The sequence below is a fragment of the Stenotrophomonas sp. TWI587 genome, from assembly GCF_039674145.1.
GTDB lineage: Bacteria > Pseudomonadota > Gammaproteobacteria > Xanthomonadales > Xanthomonadaceae > Stenotrophomonas > Stenotrophomonas maltophilia_AY.
This window is the reverse complement of record NZ_JBDJMW010000015.1, coordinates 1-19,545: the sequence shown is the minus strand read 5'-3', so window position 1 is coordinate 19,545 and position 19,545 is coordinate 1. Positions and strand designations below refer to the sequence as shown.

12 protein-coding genes are annotated in these 19,545 nt (G+C 68.3%); 5 read left to right on the top strand and 7 right to left on the bottom strand.

Annotation, left to right across the window (positions count from 1 at the left end; all coding sequences use genetic code 11):
• Window positions 1-251: 251 nt before the first annotated feature.
• Together gshB and ABE464_RS18060 are read left to right on the top strand one after the other, a co-directional pair.
• Window positions 252-1,202 carry a glutathione synthase gene (gene gshB, locus ABE464_RS18065; RefSeq protein ID WP_346473054.1) on the top strand — a complete coding sequence of 317 codons (951 nt, stop codon included), beginning with the start codon at window positions 252-254 and terminating at the stop codon, window positions 1,200-1,202.
• The gene (locus ABE464_RS18060; RefSeq protein WP_346473053.1) at window positions 1,199-2,086 is read left to right on the top strand and encodes an energy transducer TonB; all 888 of its coding nucleotides are present in this window, start codon (window positions 1,199-1,201) and stop codon (window positions 2,084-2,086) included. The genes gshB and ABE464_RS18060 overlap by 4 nt, the downstream gene beginning before the upstream one ends.
• 66 nt (window positions 2,087-2,152) lie before the next feature.
• Here the strand turns inward: ABE464_RS18060 and tsaB are convergent, their stop codons facing one another.
• The 4 genes from tsaB to mrcB all read right to left on the bottom strand — a co-directional run bounded on the left by tsaB (window position 2,153) and on the right by mrcB (window position 7,980).
• Window positions 2,153-2,863: a tRNA (adenosine(37)-N6)-threonylcarbamoyltransferase complex dimerization subunit type 1 TsaB gene (gene tsaB, locus ABE464_RS18055; protein WP_346473052.1), complete on the bottom strand. Its 711-nt coding sequence runs from the start codon at window positions 2,861-2,863 to the stop codon at window positions 2,153-2,155.
• A 5-nt stretch (window positions 2,864-2,868) separates the two neighbouring features.
• Window positions 2,869-4,926, bottom strand: coding sequence for an ATP-dependent DNA helicase (locus ABE464_RS18050; RefSeq protein WP_346473051.1), 2,058 nt, complete (start codon window positions 4,924-4,926; stop codon window positions 2,869-2,871).
• Between the two features lie 69 nt (window positions 4,927-4,995).
• Window positions 4,996-5,523: a hypothetical protein gene (locus ABE464_RS18045; protein WP_346473050.1), complete on the bottom strand. Its 528-nt coding sequence runs from the start codon at window positions 5,521-5,523 to the stop codon at window positions 4,996-4,998.
• A 15-nt stretch (window positions 5,524-5,538) separates the two neighbouring features.
• On the bottom strand, window positions 5,539-7,980 hold the full coding sequence (gene mrcB / locus ABE464_RS18040; RefSeq protein WP_346473049.1) for a penicillin-binding protein 1B: 2,442 nt from the start codon (window positions 7,978-7,980) through the stop codon (window positions 5,539-5,541).
• Between the two features lie 96 nt (window positions 7,981-8,076).
• On the opposite strand from mrcB, the gene ABE464_RS18035 reads away from it, so the two are divergent.
• Window positions 8,077-10,176, top strand: a complete 2,100-nt coding sequence (locus ABE464_RS18035) for a glycosyltransferase (protein WP_346473048.1) — start codon at window positions 8,077-8,079, stop codon at window positions 10,174-10,176.
• Here the strand turns inward: ABE464_RS18035 and ABE464_RS18030 are convergent.
• A complete protein-coding gene (locus tag ABE464_RS18030; protein ID WP_346473047.1) occupies window positions 10,173-11,735 on the bottom strand; it encodes a hypothetical protein in 1,563 nt (520 codons plus the stop codon). The genes ABE464_RS18035 and ABE464_RS18030 overlap by 4 nt on opposite strands.
• A gap of 29 nt (window positions 11,736-11,764) precedes the next feature.
• Entirely contained in the window at window positions 11,765-13,918 is a 2,154-nt protein-coding gene (locus tag ABE464_RS18025; RefSeq protein WP_346473046.1) for a bifunctional (p)ppGpp synthetase/guanosine-3',5'-bis(diphosphate) 3'-pyrophosphohydrolase, read from the bottom strand.
• A gap of 132 nt (window positions 13,919-14,050) precedes the next feature.
• On the opposite strand from ABE464_RS18025, the gene ABE464_RS18020 reads away from it, so the two are divergent.
• Window positions 14,051-14,587, top strand: coding sequence for a hypothetical protein (locus ABE464_RS18020; RefSeq protein ID WP_346473045.1), 537 nt, complete (start codon window positions 14,051-14,053; stop codon window positions 14,585-14,587).
• Window positions 14,588-14,636: 49 nt separating this feature from the next.
• On the opposite strand, the gene hrpA is transcribed toward ABE464_RS18020, so the two are convergent.
• A complete protein-coding gene (gene hrpA, locus ABE464_RS18015) occupies window positions 14,637-18,740 on the bottom strand; it encodes an ATP-dependent RNA helicase HrpA (protein ID WP_346473044.1) in 4,104 nt (1,367 codons plus the stop codon).
• 96 nt (window positions 18,741-18,836) lie between these two features.
• On the opposite strand from hrpA, the gene ABE464_RS18010 reads away from it, so the two are divergent.
• Entirely contained in the window at window positions 18,837-19,388 is a 552-nt protein-coding gene (locus ABE464_RS18010) for a Dps family protein (RefSeq protein ID WP_019185151.1), read from the top strand.
• Window positions 19,389-19,545 lie beyond the last annotated feature (157 nt).

The following is a 19,545-nucleotide window of genomic DNA, read 5'->3' as shown; positions in this document are numbered from 1 at the left end:
CCCCAAGCGCGCGACGCGTGCACTGGTCCGGCGTCGCTGCGAAAGCGTATCTATATCCCAATACCGGCGCGCGCTTCAAGCATCCCCATCCCGGCCCCGCCGCGAGCGGCTCCGGCAGGCGCGGCCCGGGGCATTCTGCGCAAACCCGGGGGCGGCCCGCCGCCCGGCCGGACACTGCGTTGCGCTGCCCGGGGCAGGCATTGGGCGGCCATTGTCGCTACCATCATCGGCCTGCCTGACAGGTTGCGACCATGCCGTTGAACGTCATCGTGGTGATGGACCCCATCGCCCATATCAAGATTGCCAAGGACACCACCTTCGCGATGCTGCTGGAAGCCCAGCGCCGCGGCCATGCCCTGCACTACGTCAGCCCCGGCGGGCTGGCCCTGCGCGACGGTCAGGCCATCGCCCGCACCGCCCCGCTGCAGGTGCGCGAGGACAAGAACGACTGGTTCAGCCTGGGCGAGTTCAGCCAGACCGTGTTCGGCCCCGGCCAGGTCGTGCTGATGCGCAAGGATCCGCCGGTGGATGCCGAATTCATCTACGACACCCATGTGCTCAGCGTCGCCCAGCAGGCCGGTGCGATGGTGGTCAATGACCCGCAGGGCCTGCGCGATTACAACGAGAAGCTGGCCGCCTTGCTGTTCCCGCAGTGCTGCCCGCCGACGCTGGTCAGCCGCCGCAACGCCGACCTGAAGGCCTTCGTGCTTGAACACGGCCAGGCAGTGCTCAAGCCGCTGGACGGCATGGGCGGGCGCTCGATCTTCCGCAGCGGCACCGGCGACCCCAACCTCAACGTGATCCTGGAAACCCTGACCAACGGCGAGCGCACGCTGGCCCTGGCGCAGAAGTTCATCCCGGACATCACCGCCGGCGACAAGCGCATCCTGCTGGTCGATGGCGAGCCGGTCGATTACTGCCTGGCGCGCATTCCGCAGGGCGATGAGTTCCGCGGCAACCTGGCGGCCGGCGGCCGCGGCGAAGGTCGCCCACTGAGCGAGCGCGACCGCTGGATCGCCGCCCAGGTCGGGCCGGAGATGAAGCGCCGCGGCATGCGCTTCGTCGGCCTGGACGTGATCGGTGACTACCTGACCGAAGTGAACGTCACCAGCCCCACCTGCGTGCGCGAGCTCGACGCCCAGTTCGGGCTGAACATCGCCGGCACCCTGTTCGACGCGATCGAGGCCGGCCTGCCGCGATGAGTGCCAGCGTCGTCCCGGCCCCGACGTGGCAGGCGCGCGAATCCCAGCGCCTGGGCGCGACCCTGACGCTGTCGGTGCTGGTGCATGCGCTGTTGATCCTGGGGGTCGGCTTCGCGGTGAGCGACAACGCACCGCTGGTGCCGACCCTGGATGTCATCTTCAGCCAGACCCAGACCCCGCTGACCCCCAAGCAGGCCGATTTCCTGGCCCAGGCCAATCAACAGGGCGGCGGCGACCACGACAAGGCGCAGCGCCCGCGCGACAACCAGGCCGGCATCGTACCGCAGGCGCAGGCCGGGCTGTCACCGGTCCCGCAGCAGCGCCAGGACGCGGCCAGCGTGCCGCCCCCGCAGACCCGCGTGGTCAACAGCCGCAACGGCACCGATTCCATCGCCGAGGCGCAACCCCAGCCCCTGCCGGACCAGCCACGGCCGGATGCACCGATGACTGCGCGCGAGCAGCGCGACGTGGAGATGGCGCGGCTGGCCGCCGAAGTCCACCTGCGCTCGGCGCAGTACGCCAAACGGCCGAACCGCAAGTTCGTCTCGGCCAGTACCCGTGAATACGCCTATGCCAATTATCTGCGCGCGTGGGTCGACCGCGCCGAACGCGTCGGCAACCTGAATTACCCCGATGAAGCCCGCGCACGGAGGCTCGGCGGCCAAGTCGTGATCACCGTCGGCGTGCGCCGCGATGGCACGGTGGAAAGCGCCCGCATCCTGCAGTCCAGCGGCACGCCGCTGCTGGATGAAACCGCGCTGCGCGTGATCACGCTCGCCCAGCCGTTCCCGCCGCTGCCCAAGACCGAGGACGCGATCGACATCCTGCAGGTAACCCGCACCTGGGTGTTTCTGCCCGGCGGCGAGCTGCGCGACGACCGCTGATCGCGCGCCATGCGTGGCTGGGGCTTACGATGCGATGCGCAGCTGGACGCTACGAGGCCGCCTGCGTTACGAAGCCGCCTGCTTTGCCGCCCGCGCCGCCTGCTGTTCCACCAGGGTCAGCGCCACGTTGTTGCGCAGATAGGCCGGCTCCACCAGCTCCGGCGCCATACCCCCGCCACGCTCGAACGCCGGTACCGCCAGCGCCAGCACATCCGACGCGCGCGGCAGTGCCAGCGCATCCACGCCGGTCAGTTGATCGGCCAACCGCGTGGCCAGCACGCCTTCGGCCGCGCCGAAACCGGTGCCGACGCCGAACCAGCGCGTGCCCTCAGGCAACACGACCTGCTCAGGCGCACACACGATCTCCTCGCCCTGCAGCTGCCACAGCCCGTCCACGCGGATGTGACGGGCGGCATAGACCTCGCCCATGCGCGCGTCGATGCTGGCCAGCACCTGATCGGCTTCCGCCGGGGCACGCAACGCCAGCGCCTGCAGGGTGGAGACCGGAATCAGCGGGCGGTCCAGCGCCAATGCGATGCCCTGGGCAATGGCAATGGCCAACCGCACACCGGTGAACGCGCCCGGGCCACGCCCCAACGCGATTGCGTCCAGCTGCGAACGGGCCACCCCAGCCTCGGCCAGCAGCGCCTCGGCCCAGGGCAGGCTCAGCTCAGCGTGGCGGCGCGGCGCGATCTCGAAGCGCTCACTGACCTGCCCATCCACATACAGGGCAACGGAGCAGGCTTCGGTGGCGGTTTCAAAGGCGAGCAGTTTCATGGCGGTCAGAACAGGGAAGTGGGAAAGTCATCGATGGGCGGCACAGCCTGCACGGGCTGCGCAGAGACGGGCCCGGCCGCAGACGCGGGGCCCGCGACAGGCCATTGTGGCGCAAAGAAGGCCTGCACATCGGTCAGCGAGCGGGTACGCCGGAACGGTGGCAGCGAATCCAGGAAGATCCGGCCATAGCCGCGGCTGAGCAGGCGCGGGTCGCACAGCACCAGTACACCGCGATCGGTCTCGCTGCGGATCAGGCGGCCCACGCCCTGCTTGAGCGCGATCACCGCCTGCGGCAGCTGCTCATCGCGGAACGGATTGCCGCCGTCGCGGCGGATCGCATCCAGCCGCGCTTCGAAGACCGGATCGTCCGGCGCGGCGAAGGGCAGCTTGTCGATCACCACCACGCTCAGCGCATCGCCGACCACATCCACGCCCTCGCGGAAGCTCGCCGAGCCCAACAGAACACCGTTGCCCGATTCACGGAACCGCTGCAGCAGGGTCGCGCGCGGTGCCTCGCCCTGGACGAACAGCGGCCACGGCGCATCGCGCAGCGCCTCGGCCGCTTCGCGCAGCGCGCGATGCGAGGCGAACAGCAGGAACGCGCGGCCGTGCGAGGCCTCCAGCACCGGGGTCAACGCGCGGATCAACGCGGTGCCGAAGCCGCGCGCGGCCGGATCGGGCAGATCCGTCGGCAGATAGCACAGCGCCTGGTGGGCCCAGTCGAACGGGCTGGGCTGCAGCAGGCTGACCGGATCCTCCAGGCCCAGCCGCTGGGAAATGTGCTCGAAACCGCCATCCACGGTCAGCGTGGCCGAGGTGAACACCCAGGCCGCCATTGAGCGCTGCCGGTGCTCGCGCAAGGGGCCGGACACATCCATCGGCGTGCGCTGGCAACGGAAGCCACGCGGGGTCAGCTCGTACCAGAGCACCTCCGCTGGCGGCGGCGCCTCGTCCGGATCGGTGTCGAAATCCAGCATCGGCGCGTCGTCGCCCAGCCAGCGCGACAGCCGCGAGACTGCTTCCATCGCGCGCGCATGACAGGCATCCAGACCGGGGGACGCCTCCCGCACCCCGGCCAGTGCATCGCGCAGCTGAACCAGCGTGCTCATCGCCGTATCGAACCCGTCGCGGACCTGTGGCACGGTCATCGCACGCCACTGTGTGCCGCGCGGAGGAAGGCCCTCCATCGCCACGCGCAGGTCGCGCAGGGTCTGTTCCAACGCGGCCGCAGGCTCCTGCAGGGCGGCCTGCGCACCGGCCACGCTGCGGCTCTCGGCCAGGCAATCGCGTGCCAGCTCCTGCCACGGGCGCATGCCGAAGCCCTCGCCGAAGAAGTTGGCCGCCAGCTCCGGCAGCTGATGCGCCTCGTCGATCACGAACGCCTGCGCGCCCGGCAGTATCTCGCCGAAGCCTTCCTGTTTGAGTGCCAGATCGGCCAGCAGCAGATGGTGGTTGACCACCACCACGTCGGCGGCCTGTGCGCGCTGCCGTGCCTGCACGACGAAGCAGTCATCCCAGAACGGGCACTCCGTGCCCAGGCAGTTGTCGACGGTGGAGGTCACCATCGGGTACAGCGGCGAGTCTTCCGGCAGCGCCTCCAACTCGGCCATGTCGCCGTACTTGGTACGTCCGGACCACGCCAGGATGCGTTGGAACTGCGCCACCTGCTCCGGAGAACTGAAGCGGGGTTCGCCCCGGGCCTGCTGCAGCCGATAGCGGCACAGGTAATTCGCCCGCCCCTTCAGCAGGGCACTGCTGTGCCCCACGCCGAGCGCGGCCCGCACGCGCGGCAGATCGCGGTGATACAGCTGATCCTGCAGCGCGCGGGTGCCGGTGGAGATGATGGTCTTCAGCCCCGACAGCAGCGCGGGCACCAGATACGCGTAGGTCTTGCCGGTGCCGGTACCGGCTTCGGCCAGCAGCACGTCGCGCTGGTCGAACGCTTCGGCGATCGCCGCGGTCAGGCGCAGCTGGGCCGGGCGCGGTACGAAGGCATCGAGCTGGCTGGCGAGCGCCCCGCCCTCACTGAGGGCATCGCGGCTGGCGTGGGCAAGTTGGGACATGACGCAATGATAAAGGGTGCCGGCCGATGCCCGGCGCTACGCCGTCACGCATCCGCCTGCATCCCTGCCTCAGTAGCGCATGATCCCCGGCACCGTGCAGCCGTCCAGCTGGGCGTGGGCAGAGGCTGCGTTTTCTTTTTCACCGCGGGCCAGGCGCGACTGTTCGATCGTCGCCCAATGACGGCGGCACAGCGGGCCGGTCTTGGAGCCCAGTTCAACCGACTTGCGGGCGAAGGTTTCCGCCGCAGCCCAGTCGCCCTGCAGCAGCGCGATTTCGGCGCGGTCCTGCAGCACCGACGGATCCGACGCCATGATCGCCAGTGCCTGATCGAGCGCGGCGGCCGCGCCGGTCAAGTCGTTGGCCTGGCGACGGGCATGCGCGGCCTGACGCAGATCTTCCACTTCGCTGTCGCGCAACGGCTGCACGGCGAGCTCTTTGTCGTCATTTCCCGCAGCAGCATCGACGGCCGCCAGGCGCTGGGCCGGCGTAGTGGTGTCGACCGGCGCCTTCACTGCGGGCGGCGGCGTGACGCAGGCGGCCAACGCCAGACACAACGTGGCGAGCGAGGCGGAACGGATCAGCAAACGGGTGGTCATGTGGGCAGGCCTCGATCAGGGTTGACGCGCGGGGGTAGCGGCCGGTGCATTCTGCGCCGGTTCGGGGGCAGGCTCGGGCTTTTTCTCCAGGCCGAACCAGCTGCGCCAGCCACCGCCTTCACTCTGCTCGCCGCCCTCGCCTTCGGGTACCGCGCTCGGCGCGGCGCACGGGACGTAGGCCGGGGTGTAACCCACCACGAACGGGAAGCGACGCGCGCCGGGGCAGGCTTCATCGGTCGTGGCCGTACCGCTGGCCTCCACGTACTGCCAGTCCAGGCCCTTGTTGCTGACCTTCAGCGGCGCGCTCGGCAGACGCTGGAAGATGCCCGACCAGACCCGCATCGACCCGGTCGCACCATACAGCCCGGCCTGTTCGTTCTGGTCGTTACCCATCCAGATCACGGCCAGGTGGTCACCGGTGTAGCCGGCGTACCAGCTGTCGCGGCCATCGTTGGTGGTGCCGGTCTTGCCCGCCGGCTGCAGGCGCCCCAGCCCATCGGCGTTGAGGCGCTGCGCGGTGCCGCTGGCCACGACCTGCTGCAGGCCGATGCTGATCAGGTTGGCGGCGATCGAGTCACCTTCCTGCGCAGGCGCCGGGGTCTTGTCGTAGCGCTTCATCAACTTGCCCTGCGGATCGAGCACGCCACGCACCGCATGCAGCGGCTGGATCTCGCCCCCGGACGCCAGGAACTGATACAGCTGCGCCATCGCGTACGGGCTTTGATCCGTGGAGCCCAGGATCACCGCCGGGTTGGGGTCGGCCTTGATCCCGGCCAGCACGTGGATCAACTGCGTGACCCGCTCCGGGCCGACCTGCATGCCCACCCGGACCGTGGCCTGGTTGTAGGAATGGGCCAGCGCATCGATCAACCGGACCGTGCCGTGGCTGCGGTTGTCCGCGTTGCCGGGGGACCACTGCTTGCCGCGGCTGAGCTGCACCGTCACCGGCGAATCGTCGACCCAGCTGGACAGCGAATAGCGGTCCGGCTGCGCCAAGGCCAGCAGATACACGAACGGCTTGAGCAGCGAGCCGACCGGGCGCTGGGCCTCGATAGCCCGGTTGAAGCCCGGCTCGGAGACTTCACGGCTGCCGACCACGGCCAGTACATCACCGTTGTGCACGTCGGTCAGCACCAGGCCGGCCTGCAACGCGGGACGACGTTTGCTCTCCAGCGATTTGATCGTCTTGGTGACCGCGCCTTCGGCATAGGCCTGCGCCGACGGTGCCATGCCGGTCATCACGCTCAGGCCCGCGCCCTGCAGCACCGACTCGGGATAGTCGTGGCCGAGCTGGCGACGGACCAGATCCACATAGGCCGGGAAGCGGTTGGCCGCGATCAGACCCGGTGTCTTGGGCACGCCCAGCGGCGCATCGACGGCGCGTTTGTACTCGGCATCGTCAATCAGGTTCGCTTCGCGCAGCTTGCCCAGCACGAAGTTGCGGCGGTCCAGCGCGCGCTCGGGATTGCGGCGCGGATCGTAATAGGACGGTCCTTTGACCAAGCCGATCAGCAGCGCGACGTGTTCGGTATTGAGCGAGGCCAGGTCACGACCAAACCAGAATTCCGCGCCGGAGGACATGCCGTGGATCGCCTGGCTGCCGCGCTGGCCCAGGTACACCTGGTTGAGATACGCCTCCAGGATGGTGCGCTTGTCGTAGCGCGCCTCCATGATCAGCGCGTACAGCACCTCGTTGAACTTGCGGGTGACGGTCTGTTCCTTGCCGATCCCCAGCAAGCCGCTGCGGGCCAACTGCTGGGTCAACGTCGAGGCGCCCTGGCGGCTCTGGCCACCGGAACGCACGGTCACCCAGATCGCGCGGGCGATGCCGCTCAGGTCGATGCCGTGATGGCGGTTGAAGTCCTTGTCTTCCACGGCCTGCAGGCCGGTCACCAGCAGTTCGGGGGTTTCTTCGATCCGCACCAGCCGGCGTTCTTCCTGTTTCTGGCCGTACAGCGTGGCGATACGGGCCGGATCCAGGCGTGCGGCCTTCAGGGGCTTGCGGGTGTCGGGATTACGCAGCGACGCGATCGATCCGCCGGACAGGCTCAGCTCCACGCGGCGCGGTGCAACCCGCCCATCAACGTCGTTGTAACCGCGGCTGGAAATGACGAAGCGGCCACCGTCCTGCGAATACGTCGCCGGTGACTTGCCGATCCCGTCATCGCGGTACGCAGACGCCGCCAGCTCGGTCTTGAGCGTGGCTGCATCCATCGCCACGCCCGGCGCAAGCGCCAGCGGCCGGGCATAGACGCGGGTGGGTATCTGCCAGCGCAGCTCACCGAAGCGTTGGGTGACCTGTTGGTTCAGGTACACCGTATAGGGGATCAGGAAGCCCAGCCCCAGCGCGACGGCCGCCATGCCCCAGGTGATCAACCGGCGCCGCCACAGCGGGCCGCGGCTTTCGGTGTCGTCTTCGAACTCGTCGATGTCGTCGGAATCGTAGCGTCGGGGCACGGGGATGCGAGAATATGAATTCCGGCGAGTCTAACGCAGCCACCGCGAGCAGCGCGTTCTCCCGGGTTCCCCCGCTTAAGCTGGAGTTGCAACGGGATGTCGATGTCCTTGGCCGATGCTCGCTATTTCCTGAACCGCATGACCGGCCTGTTCCGTCGCAGTCTGGCCAGTCTGCGCACCCGGGGCTGGCGCGCCACCTGGCAGCGCATCCGGGTCCACACCCAGGCTGTTCCCGCGCCACGCGGGGCGGCGCTGTATCTGCCCGGGGCTGCGCCGTTCGCACCGTTCAGCGTCCCGGCCAGCGACGCGCCGGTGGTCAGCATCATCATTCCGGTCTACAACCACGCCTCGCATACCCTGGCCTGCCTGCGGGCGCTGGCCGCGCATCCGCCGCAGGTCGCGTGCGAGATCGTGGTGGTGGACGACGGCAGCAGCGATGAAACGACGGCCTGGATGCCGCAGATCAACGGCCTGCGCTACGAAGTGCGGGCAAGCAACGGCGGCTTCATCGAGGCCTGCAACGATGGTGTGGCGCGTTCGCGTGGCCAGTACATCGTGCTGCTCAACAACGACACCGTACCGCAGCCGGGCTGGCTGGATGCCCTGCTGGCCACCTTCGCGCGCGTGCCGCACGCCGGCCTGGTCGGTTCACAGCTGCTCTACCCTGATGGCCGCCTGCAGGAATCGGGCGGCGTGATCTTCCAGGACGGCAGCGGCTGGAGCTATGGCCGTTTCGAATCGCCCGAAGATCCCCGCTACAGCGCGCTGCGCGATGCCGACTACTGCTCCGGCGCGGCGGTGATGATCCCGCGCGCGCTGTGGGATGCGCTGGGCGGATTCGATCTGCGCTATAAACCGGCGTACTACGAAGACACCGATCTGGCGTTCGCGGTGCGCGCCAGCGGGCATCGCGTGCTGGTGCAACCGGCCAGCCGCGTGCTGCATGACGAGGGCACCAGCAACGGCACTGATACCGGCAGCGGGATCAAGGCCTACCAGGTCCGCAACCGCAGCATCTTCGCAGCCAAGTGGGCCAACGCGCTGACAGCGCAGCCCGCCGTAGGCAGCGTGCCCTCCCCTGCCCTGCTGCATCGTCATCAACGCCAGGTCCTGATCCTGGATGAAGAGGTGCCGCAGCCGGACCGCGACTCGGCCTCGCTGCGCCAGTACAACCTGATCCGCATGCTGCTCGAGGAGGGCGTGCATGTCGTGTTCGTGCCGACCCGTCGCGAGCATGGCGGCGCGGCGACAGCGGCGCTGCAGGCGCTCGGGGTCGAGGTCTGGTACGCGCCGTACCTGGTCGGCGTCGCTCCGTGGCTGCGCGCCAATGGCGCCCGCTTCGATGTGGTGATGATGGTGCGCTATCACGTCGCGCACGAATGCCTGCCGCTGCTGCGCAGTTTCGCCCCGAAGGCACGCACCGTCTTCGACACCGTCGACCTGCATTACCTGCGCGAGCGTCGCGGCGCGGAGATCGCGGGGGATGCCGGGCTGCTGCGCAATGCCGAGCGCACGCGCGCGCGCGAGCTTGAGGTGATGGCGCAGGTGGCAGTGACCGTACTGGTCAGCGCAGCCGAGCGCGAACAGCTGCGCGTGGATGCCCCGGGCGCGACGGTGGAACTGATCTCCAATCTGCACGAAGTGGCCGGTGCCGGCCCGGACTGGGCCGAACGTCGCGATCTGGTCTTCGTTGGCGGCTTCCGCCATCCGCCGAACCTGGATGCCATGCAGTGGTTCATTGGCGAGGTCTTTGCGCGGATCCGCGCACAGTTGCCCGACATCCGTTTCCACTGCATCGGCGCTGCAGTGCCCGATGCGCTGCGTGACCTTGCGGCGACGCAGCCAGGCGTGGAGATCCATGGCTTCGTGCCGGATGTCGTGCCCTACATGGATGGCGTACGCATCGCGGTCGCGCCGCTGCGCTTTGGTGCCGGGGTCAAGGGCAAGGTCAATCTGAGCATGGCGCATGGCCAGCCGGTCGTCGCCACCACCTGTGGTGTCGAAGGCATGCACCTGCGCGACGGCGAGGATGTGCTGGTGGCCGATGATGCCGAGGCGTTCGCGCAGGCCGTGGTGCGGTTGTACCAGGACGAGGCATTGTGGCGTCGGCTCTCCAGCGCCGGGCTGCAGAACATCGTGGACCACTTCTCGCTCGATGCCGCCCGCGCCACGGTGCAGCGGGTCTTCCTGGCCTAACTGGCCGCCCCGCCGCCGGCGCTGCGCAGGCGCTCGGCGAACGCCGGCAGCTCGGGCAGGTCCGGTTGCCAGCGGCGGGCCTGCATCAATGCCTGCTGCGCGAAGGCGATGTCGCCCGATCCCAGGCGCTCGCTGCCGATGGCCAGCCAGCGCTGCGCCAGCCGACGCCGCGCAGCGGCCTGCCCCGCATCGTTGCTCGACAGGGTCTGCCAGGCATCCAGGCACGCACCGGCTGCCAGAACACGGTTCTCGCGCAACCGATCCTCGAAGCACTGCCGGCTCGCCGGCAGCAGGCGCTGTGCGGCCGCCCGCACGCGCGGATCCTGCGGTGCAACTCCCTGGGCTTCGCGCAGGGCGTCGTAGGCACTACGCCCGGGGGGCTCAAGGAACTGCCCGGCGCCCTCCGCATCGTCCAGGCGCTCGAGCAGACGCTGAAGGGTGCGTTTGCGCTGGGCGCGTGGCACCGCCGGGGTCGTCAACGCTGCCTGGGAACGGCGGGCCTGTTCGATCGTATGCCGCACCGTCTCGAGCGCACGCGTGGACGCCCCCAATGCTTCGGCAGCCTGCAGCGACCGGGTGGCCTCGTCGAAACGGAAATTGCCGGCCTGACGGGTCGCCCTCATCAACTGCGCGTCGGCTACCTGCAGCTGCCCTCGGTACGCGGCAGTGTCATCGGGCAGGGCTGACAGCACAGCCGCGAAGGCATCGGCCGCCGCCTCCAGCTTCTGCCGGCGCAGGGCCGCCTCGCCCTCACGCTGACGGCGCTCCAACGCATTGTTCAACGCTTCCTGGGTCGCCGGCAGGTCTACATGCCCCGCATCGAAACCACGCGCGCTGCGCACCAGCGCCGCCGCGCGTGCGACATCGCCGCGGTCCGCTGCAGTGCGTGCCTGCTGCAGAAGGTCGGACAACGCGTCCTCACGTCCTTCCAGTGCGCGCAGCTGGTTGGGCATCAGTGCCAGCACCTGCTGGAACAGGGGCAAGGCGCTGTCCGGGCTGCCATCGAGTCGTTGCGCCTGCAGGGCCGCTTCGGCACGGCCGAGCAACGTGCCGATCCCGGCGCGGGCCTGATCGCGCGCGCGAAGCTGCTGGGCCAGTGCATCGGCATCGCGTTGCGGTACCTGCAGGTCGCGGGCCAGCGCCAAGGCGGCGGTCGCTGCGTCATGATCGCCCCGCTCCAGCGCATCGCGTGCCTGCTGCAGCGCGGCCTGGCCGGTCCGGGCGAGCCCGGTACGGGCCTGCAGCCGGTCATTGTCCAGCGCCAATGCCGCTTGATATGACTCACGCGCACCGCTGCCATCGGGCAGGGTCAGCCGTCCTGCCGCCAACGCACGATCGCCCTGGTCCAGCAGTTGCTCGATCTGCGGCTCATTCCAGAACCAGTTGGCCAAGGGCCGCCGCAGCAACGCCAGGCTGACGAACAAGAGCACTGCCACCAGCGCCGCCCAGCGCCAGATGCGCCGGGCGTGGCGCGCCTGCAGCCACCACCAGCGGCCCTCGCGGCGTACCCGCCGCAGCGCCTCGTGCGCGGCATCATGCCTGTCATCGTCCCGGCTCATGCCGCGAGCCTAGCGTGGGGCACGTGAGGTCAGCCTAGACGCCGGGCTTCGCTGACGCCGGGCAGCGCGTCCAGCTTGCCCAGCAGGGTGGACAGCTGCCCGTAATCGCTGACCTTCAGGCGCAGGCGCAGATGCGCCCGCCCGCTGTTGCGGACGTTGTCGCTGTGGATGTCCAGCACGTAGGCATCCTCCTGCGCGATCAGGTTGGTGATGTCCTTGAGCAGCCAGCGCCGGTCGACCGCGTCGACCACCACATCCACTTCGTAACCACCGCCGGCCTGGCCCCACTCCACCGGCAGGATGCGCTGTGGACTGGCCGCCGCCAGCCGCGCCAGCGCAGCGCAATCGGTGCGGTGCACGGTGACGCCGCGGGCACGGGTCAGATAGCCCACGATCGGCTCACCGGCCACTGGCTGGCAGCAGCGCGCCAGCTGTACCAGCAGATTGCCGACGCCCTGGACGGTGAAGTTGGCGCTGCGCACGCTGTCGCGCCGCGCGGTCGGGCGCGGCAGGGCGGGCACCGCCGGCTGGCTGGCGGCCCGCTCGGCTTCCAGCAGCGTGCGGCTGACCTGGTTCGGCCCGGTGTCGCCCAAGGCGACCTGGATGTAGAGATCATCAACGCTGTCGGCATGAAACTTCTTCACCGCGATGGTCAGATCGGCGTGCTGCAGGCCCAGGCGCTTGAGCTCGCGTTCAAGCAGCTCGCGGCCGGCCTGCACGTTGCGCGCGCGGTCCAGCTTGTGGAACCAGCCGCGCACCTTGTCACGCGAGCGGTTGCTGGCCAGGAAACCGCCGGAGGCGAGCAGCCAGTCGCGGCGCGGATCGGCTTCTTTGCCGGTCAGGATCTCGACGCGGTCGCCGCTGCGCAGGCGGTAGGTCAGCGGCACGATGCGGCCATTGACCTTCGCCCCGCGGCAGCGATGCCCGACCATCGTATGCACGTGGTAGGCAAAATCCAGCGGCGTGGCGCCCTGCGGCAGGTCCATCACCTCGTCCTTGGGGCTGAGCGCGTAGACCCGGTCTTCGGTCAGTTCGGCATCCAGCGCGCCGGCCAGTTCGCCGGCATGGCCCTCCTGGGATTGCTCCAGCAACTGGCGCATCCAGGTGATCTTGCGATCGAACGCCTTCTCCGCACCCTTGCTGCCTTCCTTGTAGCGCCAATGCGCGGCGACACCCAGCTCGGCCTGGGCATGCATGTCATGGGTACGGATCTGCACTTCGATGGTGCGCCCTTCCGGGCCGACCACGGCGGTATGCAGCGAGCGGTAATCATTGGCCTTCGGGCGCGCGATGTAGTCATCGAACTCGCTCGGCACCGGCGCCCACAGGGCATGCACCACGCCCAGCGCGGCGTAGCAGGCGGCCACATCGTCCACCATCACGCGCACGGCGCGGATGTCGTACAACTGCTCGAACGCCAGTCGCTTCTTCTGCATCTTCCGCCAGATGCTGTAGATGTGCTTCGGGCGGCCGCTGACCTCGGCACGGATGCCCTGCGCCAACAACTCACGCGAGAGCGCTTTCTTGACGCCCTCGACATAGCGCTCGCGGGCCAGACGGGTTTCATCGACCTCACGCGCGATGCGACGGTAGGTTTCCGGCTCCAGATGGCGGAACGCCAGATCCTCCAGCTCCCACTTCAGCTGCCAGATGCCCAGCCGGTTGGCCAGCGGCGCGTGGATGTCGCGGGTGAGCTGGGCCAGCGCGCGGCGCTCGTCTTCGGGCAGGCGATCGGCACCGCGCATGCGGGCCAGCTGCCTGGCGAGCAGGATGGGAACCACGCGCAGATCACGGATGATCGACAGCAGCAGACGACGCAGGCCCTCACTGTTGCGCCCGGCCTCACGACCGGCATGCAGTGCCCAGACCTGGTCGGCCGCATCCTGGCCATCGAGCAGACCGACGATCACCGGCTTGAGGGCGCCCAGCGGCAACGCATCCATGCCCGCACGCAGCCACGGCAGGTCGAACAACAGCGTGGCCAACAACGCCGACTCGTCGGCCGACAGCAGCGAGAGGGCATCGAGGGTGTCGGCCAGCACCGGCCAACCCACGCGCATGTCCGGATCGGCCTCGGGCAACTGCCAGCGCTGCAGCAACGCCTCACGCAGTTCAGGCGGCAGCGAAGCCACCGAGGGACGGTTCAACAAGGCATCCAGGCCGGGGGCAGAAGCGCGGTTCACAGCATCGTACAGACAAGATAGAGGCCACCTACACTAGCGCCGCAGCGTCCCCCCTACAATCGCCGTCGCCTGCATGTGCACATGCCGGGGCGCTGGCACTACACTGCGGCCATTCCTAGGAGAGACCCTGCCATGCGCTATTCCCGTCTGCGGTTGTTGGCCTGCGCGGCCGTTCTGATGAGTCTTTCGCTGCCGGCCCTGGCCCAGCGTGTGGTTGATGGCGATCTCCAGCAGCAGATGTCGCCGGCCGAATTCAAGGCGGCCGGGCTGGACAAGCTCAGCCCACAGGAAATGGCCTCGCTCAACAACTGGCTGCAGGGCAAGGTGGCTGCGGCAGCCGCCGATGCACGCGAGCAGGTGCGTGAGCAGGTGCGCGAACAGGCCCGCGAAGAAGGCCGCCAGGAGGTCATCGTCAAGAACCGCGGCTTCTTCGACTTCGGCAGCAAGGACCCCATCGACAGCACGCTGCCGGGCGAATTCACCGGCTTTGGCAAGGGCCGCACCTATACGCTCGCCAACGGACAGGTGTGGGAGCAGACGGATGCGGCGGCCGTAGCCGGCGTGCGCAGAACCGATGCGAAGGTGTCAGTCATTCCGGGCATTTCCGGCGTGTGGTATCTACGCGTGGAAGGCAACAACACCCGCGCCAAGGTCCGCCGCGTCAAGTAATCCCAGCGCCCCGTGCCGTAAGGGCACGGGGCAAGTGGCAAGGGTCGGATCAGGCCTTCTGCAGCGCCGCCACGCGCTGGGCAAGCTTCTTGGCCGAAATGCCCGTCCTGGCGCCCAGCTCCTGGGCGAACAGCGACACCCGCAGCTCTTCCAGATCCCAGCGCAGGTCCTGCCATTGCGGTCGTTGCCGCAGGCCGCGCGCCTCGGCCTGGGCCAATGCGTCCACGAACGGCCGCAGCTCCAGCATCCGCGCCTGATCACGCGGCGGATCGCGCTTGGCACGTTCGGTCCGCAGGATCATCGCCCGCAGGTAACGCGGCAGCTGCGCCAAGGCATCGGCAGGGGTCTCGCGCAGGAAGCCGGGATGGACCAGCGCCGCCAGCTGCTGCTCCATGTCGTCCAGGTTGCCCCGTGCCCAGCCCATCAGCGGCGCTTCCAGCTGCGGCTTGAGTTCGGCCACATGGGCCAGGATGTTCTCGGCCAGCTTCAACCGTGACATCGCCTCGCCGAACAAGGCTTTGCCGGCCTCGGCACTGCGCTTGGCGAACGCGTCGGGATCGCGGATATCGCCCAGCCCCTCGGCCAACACCGCATTCATCGCCGCATCGACCAGATCGCCACGCAGGCGCTCCTGCGACTCGATGGCGGCATACAACAGCCCGGTCTTGGGCGGCACCGGCAACTGCTTGCGGGCCTGCTTGGCCTTGTCGGCCAGCGCGATCTCCAGCAATCGACGCACGCCGAGCGGATGCTGTTCCAACGCCTCGTTGCGATCGGCAAAAATCTTCAGCGCCGCCGTCTCACCTTGATCGACCAGCGCCGGATACGCAGGCACGCCCGCTTCACCAGGCACCTGGAGGGGGATCGGACTGGCCGGGAACGCGCGCAGTCCGTCCGCTGCCAGCGCGCGTCCGGCGCGTGCGGCAAACGCATCACCGGCCTTGTCGCCAAAGCGCGCGCGCAGCGCATCCAGATCGCGCGAGGTCGCCATCACCTGGCCATCGGCATCGCGCAGGCGCAGATTCATGCGCAGATGTGCGTCCAGCGCCGTGTCGTCGAAATCCGTTGCGGCCAGCGTGGCCCCCGTCGCCCGTGACAGGAACCGTGCCAGCTCGCCACGGATGTCATCGGCGGTGGGCTCGGCGAAGGCTTCGGCAAAGGCGCGGCCAAAGTCCGGAGCGGGCACATAGTTGCGGCGCATCGCCTTGGGCAGGCTGCGGATCAACGCAGCGGCCTTGTCAGCGACAAAGCCCGGTGCCAACCATGACAACCGCGCCGGATCGAGCGCGTTGAGCAGGTGCAACGGCACGTCCAGCGTCACACCGTCTTCGTCGGCGCCCGGCTCGAAGGTGTAATGCAGTGGCAGCCGCGCATCGCCCAGCGGCAGATACGCCGGATACCGTTCGGCATCGCTGCCCTCGCCCGGCAGCAGATCGGCCAGTGTCCACGAAAGCGCGCGGCGTTTCTCCGGTGCCAGTGCCTTCCACCAGGTATCCAAACCCATCGCCGAATGGATCTCGGCCGGAATCCGGTCCAGGTACCAGCGTGCCTGCCAGCCCTCATCGGCCACGATGCCCGCACGGCGCAGCTTGGCCTCTTCTTCGCGCGCCTGCTCCAGCACCTTGAGGTTGTCGGCGACGAAGCCGGCACGGGTGTTGATTTCGCCGGTCACCAAGGCCTGGCGCACGAAGATGTCGTGCGCCTCACCCGGGGCGATGCGGCCGTAGTGCACCGGCTTCTTCGGTGCCAGCACCAGCCCGAACAGACTTATCTGCTCCGAGGCCAGTACCTGGCCCTGCGCGCGCGACCAGTGCGGGTCGAAGTGCTTGCGCAGCAACAGGTGCGGCAGCTCGTTGATGACCCAGTCCGGCTCGATCGCCGCGTTGGTCAGGCCCCAGATTTTCTGGGTATCCAGCAGCGTGGCAGTCAACAGCCATGGCGGCGGCCGCTTGGCCAACGTCGAACCCGGGAATGGCAGGAAGCGGCGCTGGCGCGGTGCGAGGAAGTCGCCCTTGTCGCTGCGGTGGCCGATCTGCGTGGGCAGGCCGGCGATCAGCGCGCGGTGGAGAGTCTGGTAGGCAGCGGCACGCACCTTGTCGGTGAAAGCGTTGCGCGCCTCCGGGTCGACACCCTTGACGGGCGCGGCCTTGTTTTCGACCGGCGCCGGCTCGGACTTTCCTTCACGAGCCAAGCGCGCGGCACGGTGCTGCTGGCCGCGCGTCGCCTTGATCCTGGCCTCGTCATCGCGCGCCGGTGCCGGCGCGGAGGACCCGGCCAGCAACGGTGCCAGCGACGTCTCGGCGGGCTCCTCGCTCCAGCCCAGCTCCTCGCACAGCACGCGCAGCTGACGATGCAGCTCACGCCATTCGCGCATGCGCAGGAAGCCGAGGAAATGCCGCCCACACCAGTCGCGCAGCTTGGACTGGGTCAGGTCTTCATGGGCTTGGCGGTAGCCATCCCACAGGCGCAGCACTCCCACGAATTCCGAACGCCCATCAGCGAACAGCGCATGCGCGTTATCAGCCGCGGCGCGCGCTTCCGGTGGGCGCTCGCGCGGATCCTGGATACCCAGGAACGAGGCGATCACCAGCATCGGCCGCAGGCAGCCCTGCGCCTGTGCGGCGACCAGCATGCGGGCCAGTTTGACGTCCACCGGCAAGCGCGCCATCTGGCGACCGATCGGGGTCAGGCGGCGCTCGGCATCCACCGCTCCCAGCTCACCCAGCTGCTGCCAGCCATCGGCAATGGCGCGCTCATCCGGCGCCTCCAGGAACGGGAAATCCTCGATCTTGCCCAGACCCAGCTGCAGCATCCGCAGGATCACCCCGGACAGGCTGGAGCGGCGGATTTCCGGATCGGTGAACTCCGGGCGGGACTGGAAATCCGCTTCGGAATACAGTCGGTAGCAGATGCCTTCGGACACACGGCCGCAACGGCCTTTGCGCTGGTTGGCGCTGGCCTGCGAGACCGCTTCGATGTGCAGACGGTCCAGTTTCTGGCGCGGGCTGTAACGCTTGATGCGGGCGAAACCGGGGTCGATCACATAGCGGATGCGCGGCACCGTCAGCGAGGTTTCAGCGACGTTGGTGGCCAGCACGATGCGCCGGTTGGCGCCCGGGTTGAAGACCAGATCCTGATCCTTGACCGACAGCCGCGCATACAGCGGCAGCACGTCGGTACCACGGTACTTGCGTCGTTCCAGCGACTGGTGCGCGTCGCGAATCTCGCGCTCGCCGGGGAAGAACAGCAGGATGTCGCCGCGCGGATCGATGCGGGTGATTTCATCCACTGCCGCGACCACCGCGTCATTCACGGTGCGCTCGCCATCGCGCCCACCGTCGGCCTCGCCACCGCCCTCGCCTTCCAGCGGGCGGTAACGCACCTCCACCGGGAACGTCCGGCCTTCCACGCTGATCACCGGGGCATCATCGAAGTGCTGCGCAAAGCGTGAGGTATCGATGGTCGCCGAGGTGACGATCAGCTTGAGGTCGGGGCGCTTCTTCAGCAGTTGCTTCAGATAACCCAGCAGGAAATCGATGTTGAGGCTGCGTTCGTGCGCCTCGTCGACGATGATCGTGTCGTAGTTGGACAGCCAGCGGTCGCTGCTGATCTCGGCCAGCAGAATGCCGTCGGTCATGAACTTGATGCGGGTATCGTCACCAACGCGATCGGTGAAGCGCACCTGGTAACCCACGGTGGTGCCCAGCTCGGACTGCAGCTCCTGCGCGACGCGGGTCGCCACCGCACGCGCGGCGATCCGTCGCGGCTGGGTGCAGCCGATCATGCCGGCCGTGCCACGGCCGGCAGCCAGGCACAGCTTGGGCAGCTGGGTGGTTTTGCCCGAACCGGTTTCACCGGCGATCACCACGACCTGATGGTCGCGGATCAGGGCGGTGATGGCCTCGGCTTCACGCGCAATCGGCAACTGCTCGTCCAGAGTGATGGTCGGCTGATTCAGCGCACGTGCTTCACGGCGCTGCACGGATGCCTGCAAGGCCTGCTCGAACGCCGCCGCCAGCCCCGCATCCGCGGGCTTGGCCCGCCAACGCGAGAGCATCCCCAGCAAACGACCGCGGTCGCGGCTCATGGCCCCGTTGATGGCGGCCTGCTGCTGGGCCAGGCGTGCTGCATGTGGTTTTTCGATAGCGCTCATCAATCGATTCGTTTAGAACTTTTGTTTACTACTGAAAGGGTAGTCTGATCTATTGTGAAGGCCATCCGATTCATCCCATCCATAAGGAGTTCTCCCATGGCGAAGACGACCAAGACCCCGGCAAAGCCCAAGACGGCCAAGCAGAAGCTCGGCGCGGCAGCCCCGTCGGCCCCGAACATTGATATCGGGATCAAGGAGGGCGATCGCAAGAAGATCGCCGATGGGCTGTCGGCCTTCCAAGCCGATGCGTTCACGCTCTACCTGAAGACCCACAATTTCCATTGGAACGTGACCGGGTCGATGTTCAACTCGCTGCACACGATGTTCGAGACCCAGTACACCGAACAATGGGCGGCCCTGGATGACGTGGCTGAACGCATCCGTGCACTGGGCTTCAATGCCCCGGGCTCGTACCGCGAGTTCGCGGCCCTGACCTCGATTGCCGAGGAGCCGGGCCTGACCGACAGCGCGGACTGGCGTGAGATGGTACGCCAGTTGGTCACTGCCAACGAGGCGGTGTGCCGTACGGCGCGCAAAGTGCTGGACGTGGCCGATGATGCGGACGACGCACCGACCGAGGATCTGATGACCCAGCGTCTGCAGACCCACGAGAAGTACGCCTGGATGCTGCGGTCGCTGCTGCAGTAAGGGTTCGCGTGCCGGCGGGCTTGGCTGACTGAAGGCAAAGGCAAAGACAAGGGCTTTGGCTGACGGGGTCTCCGTGTTGGCGAGCGGGGGGGGGGGCCCGGCGGGGGCCCCCGGGAACCCCCCCAGGGGGGGGGGGCGGGGGGCCCCCCCGGGCGCG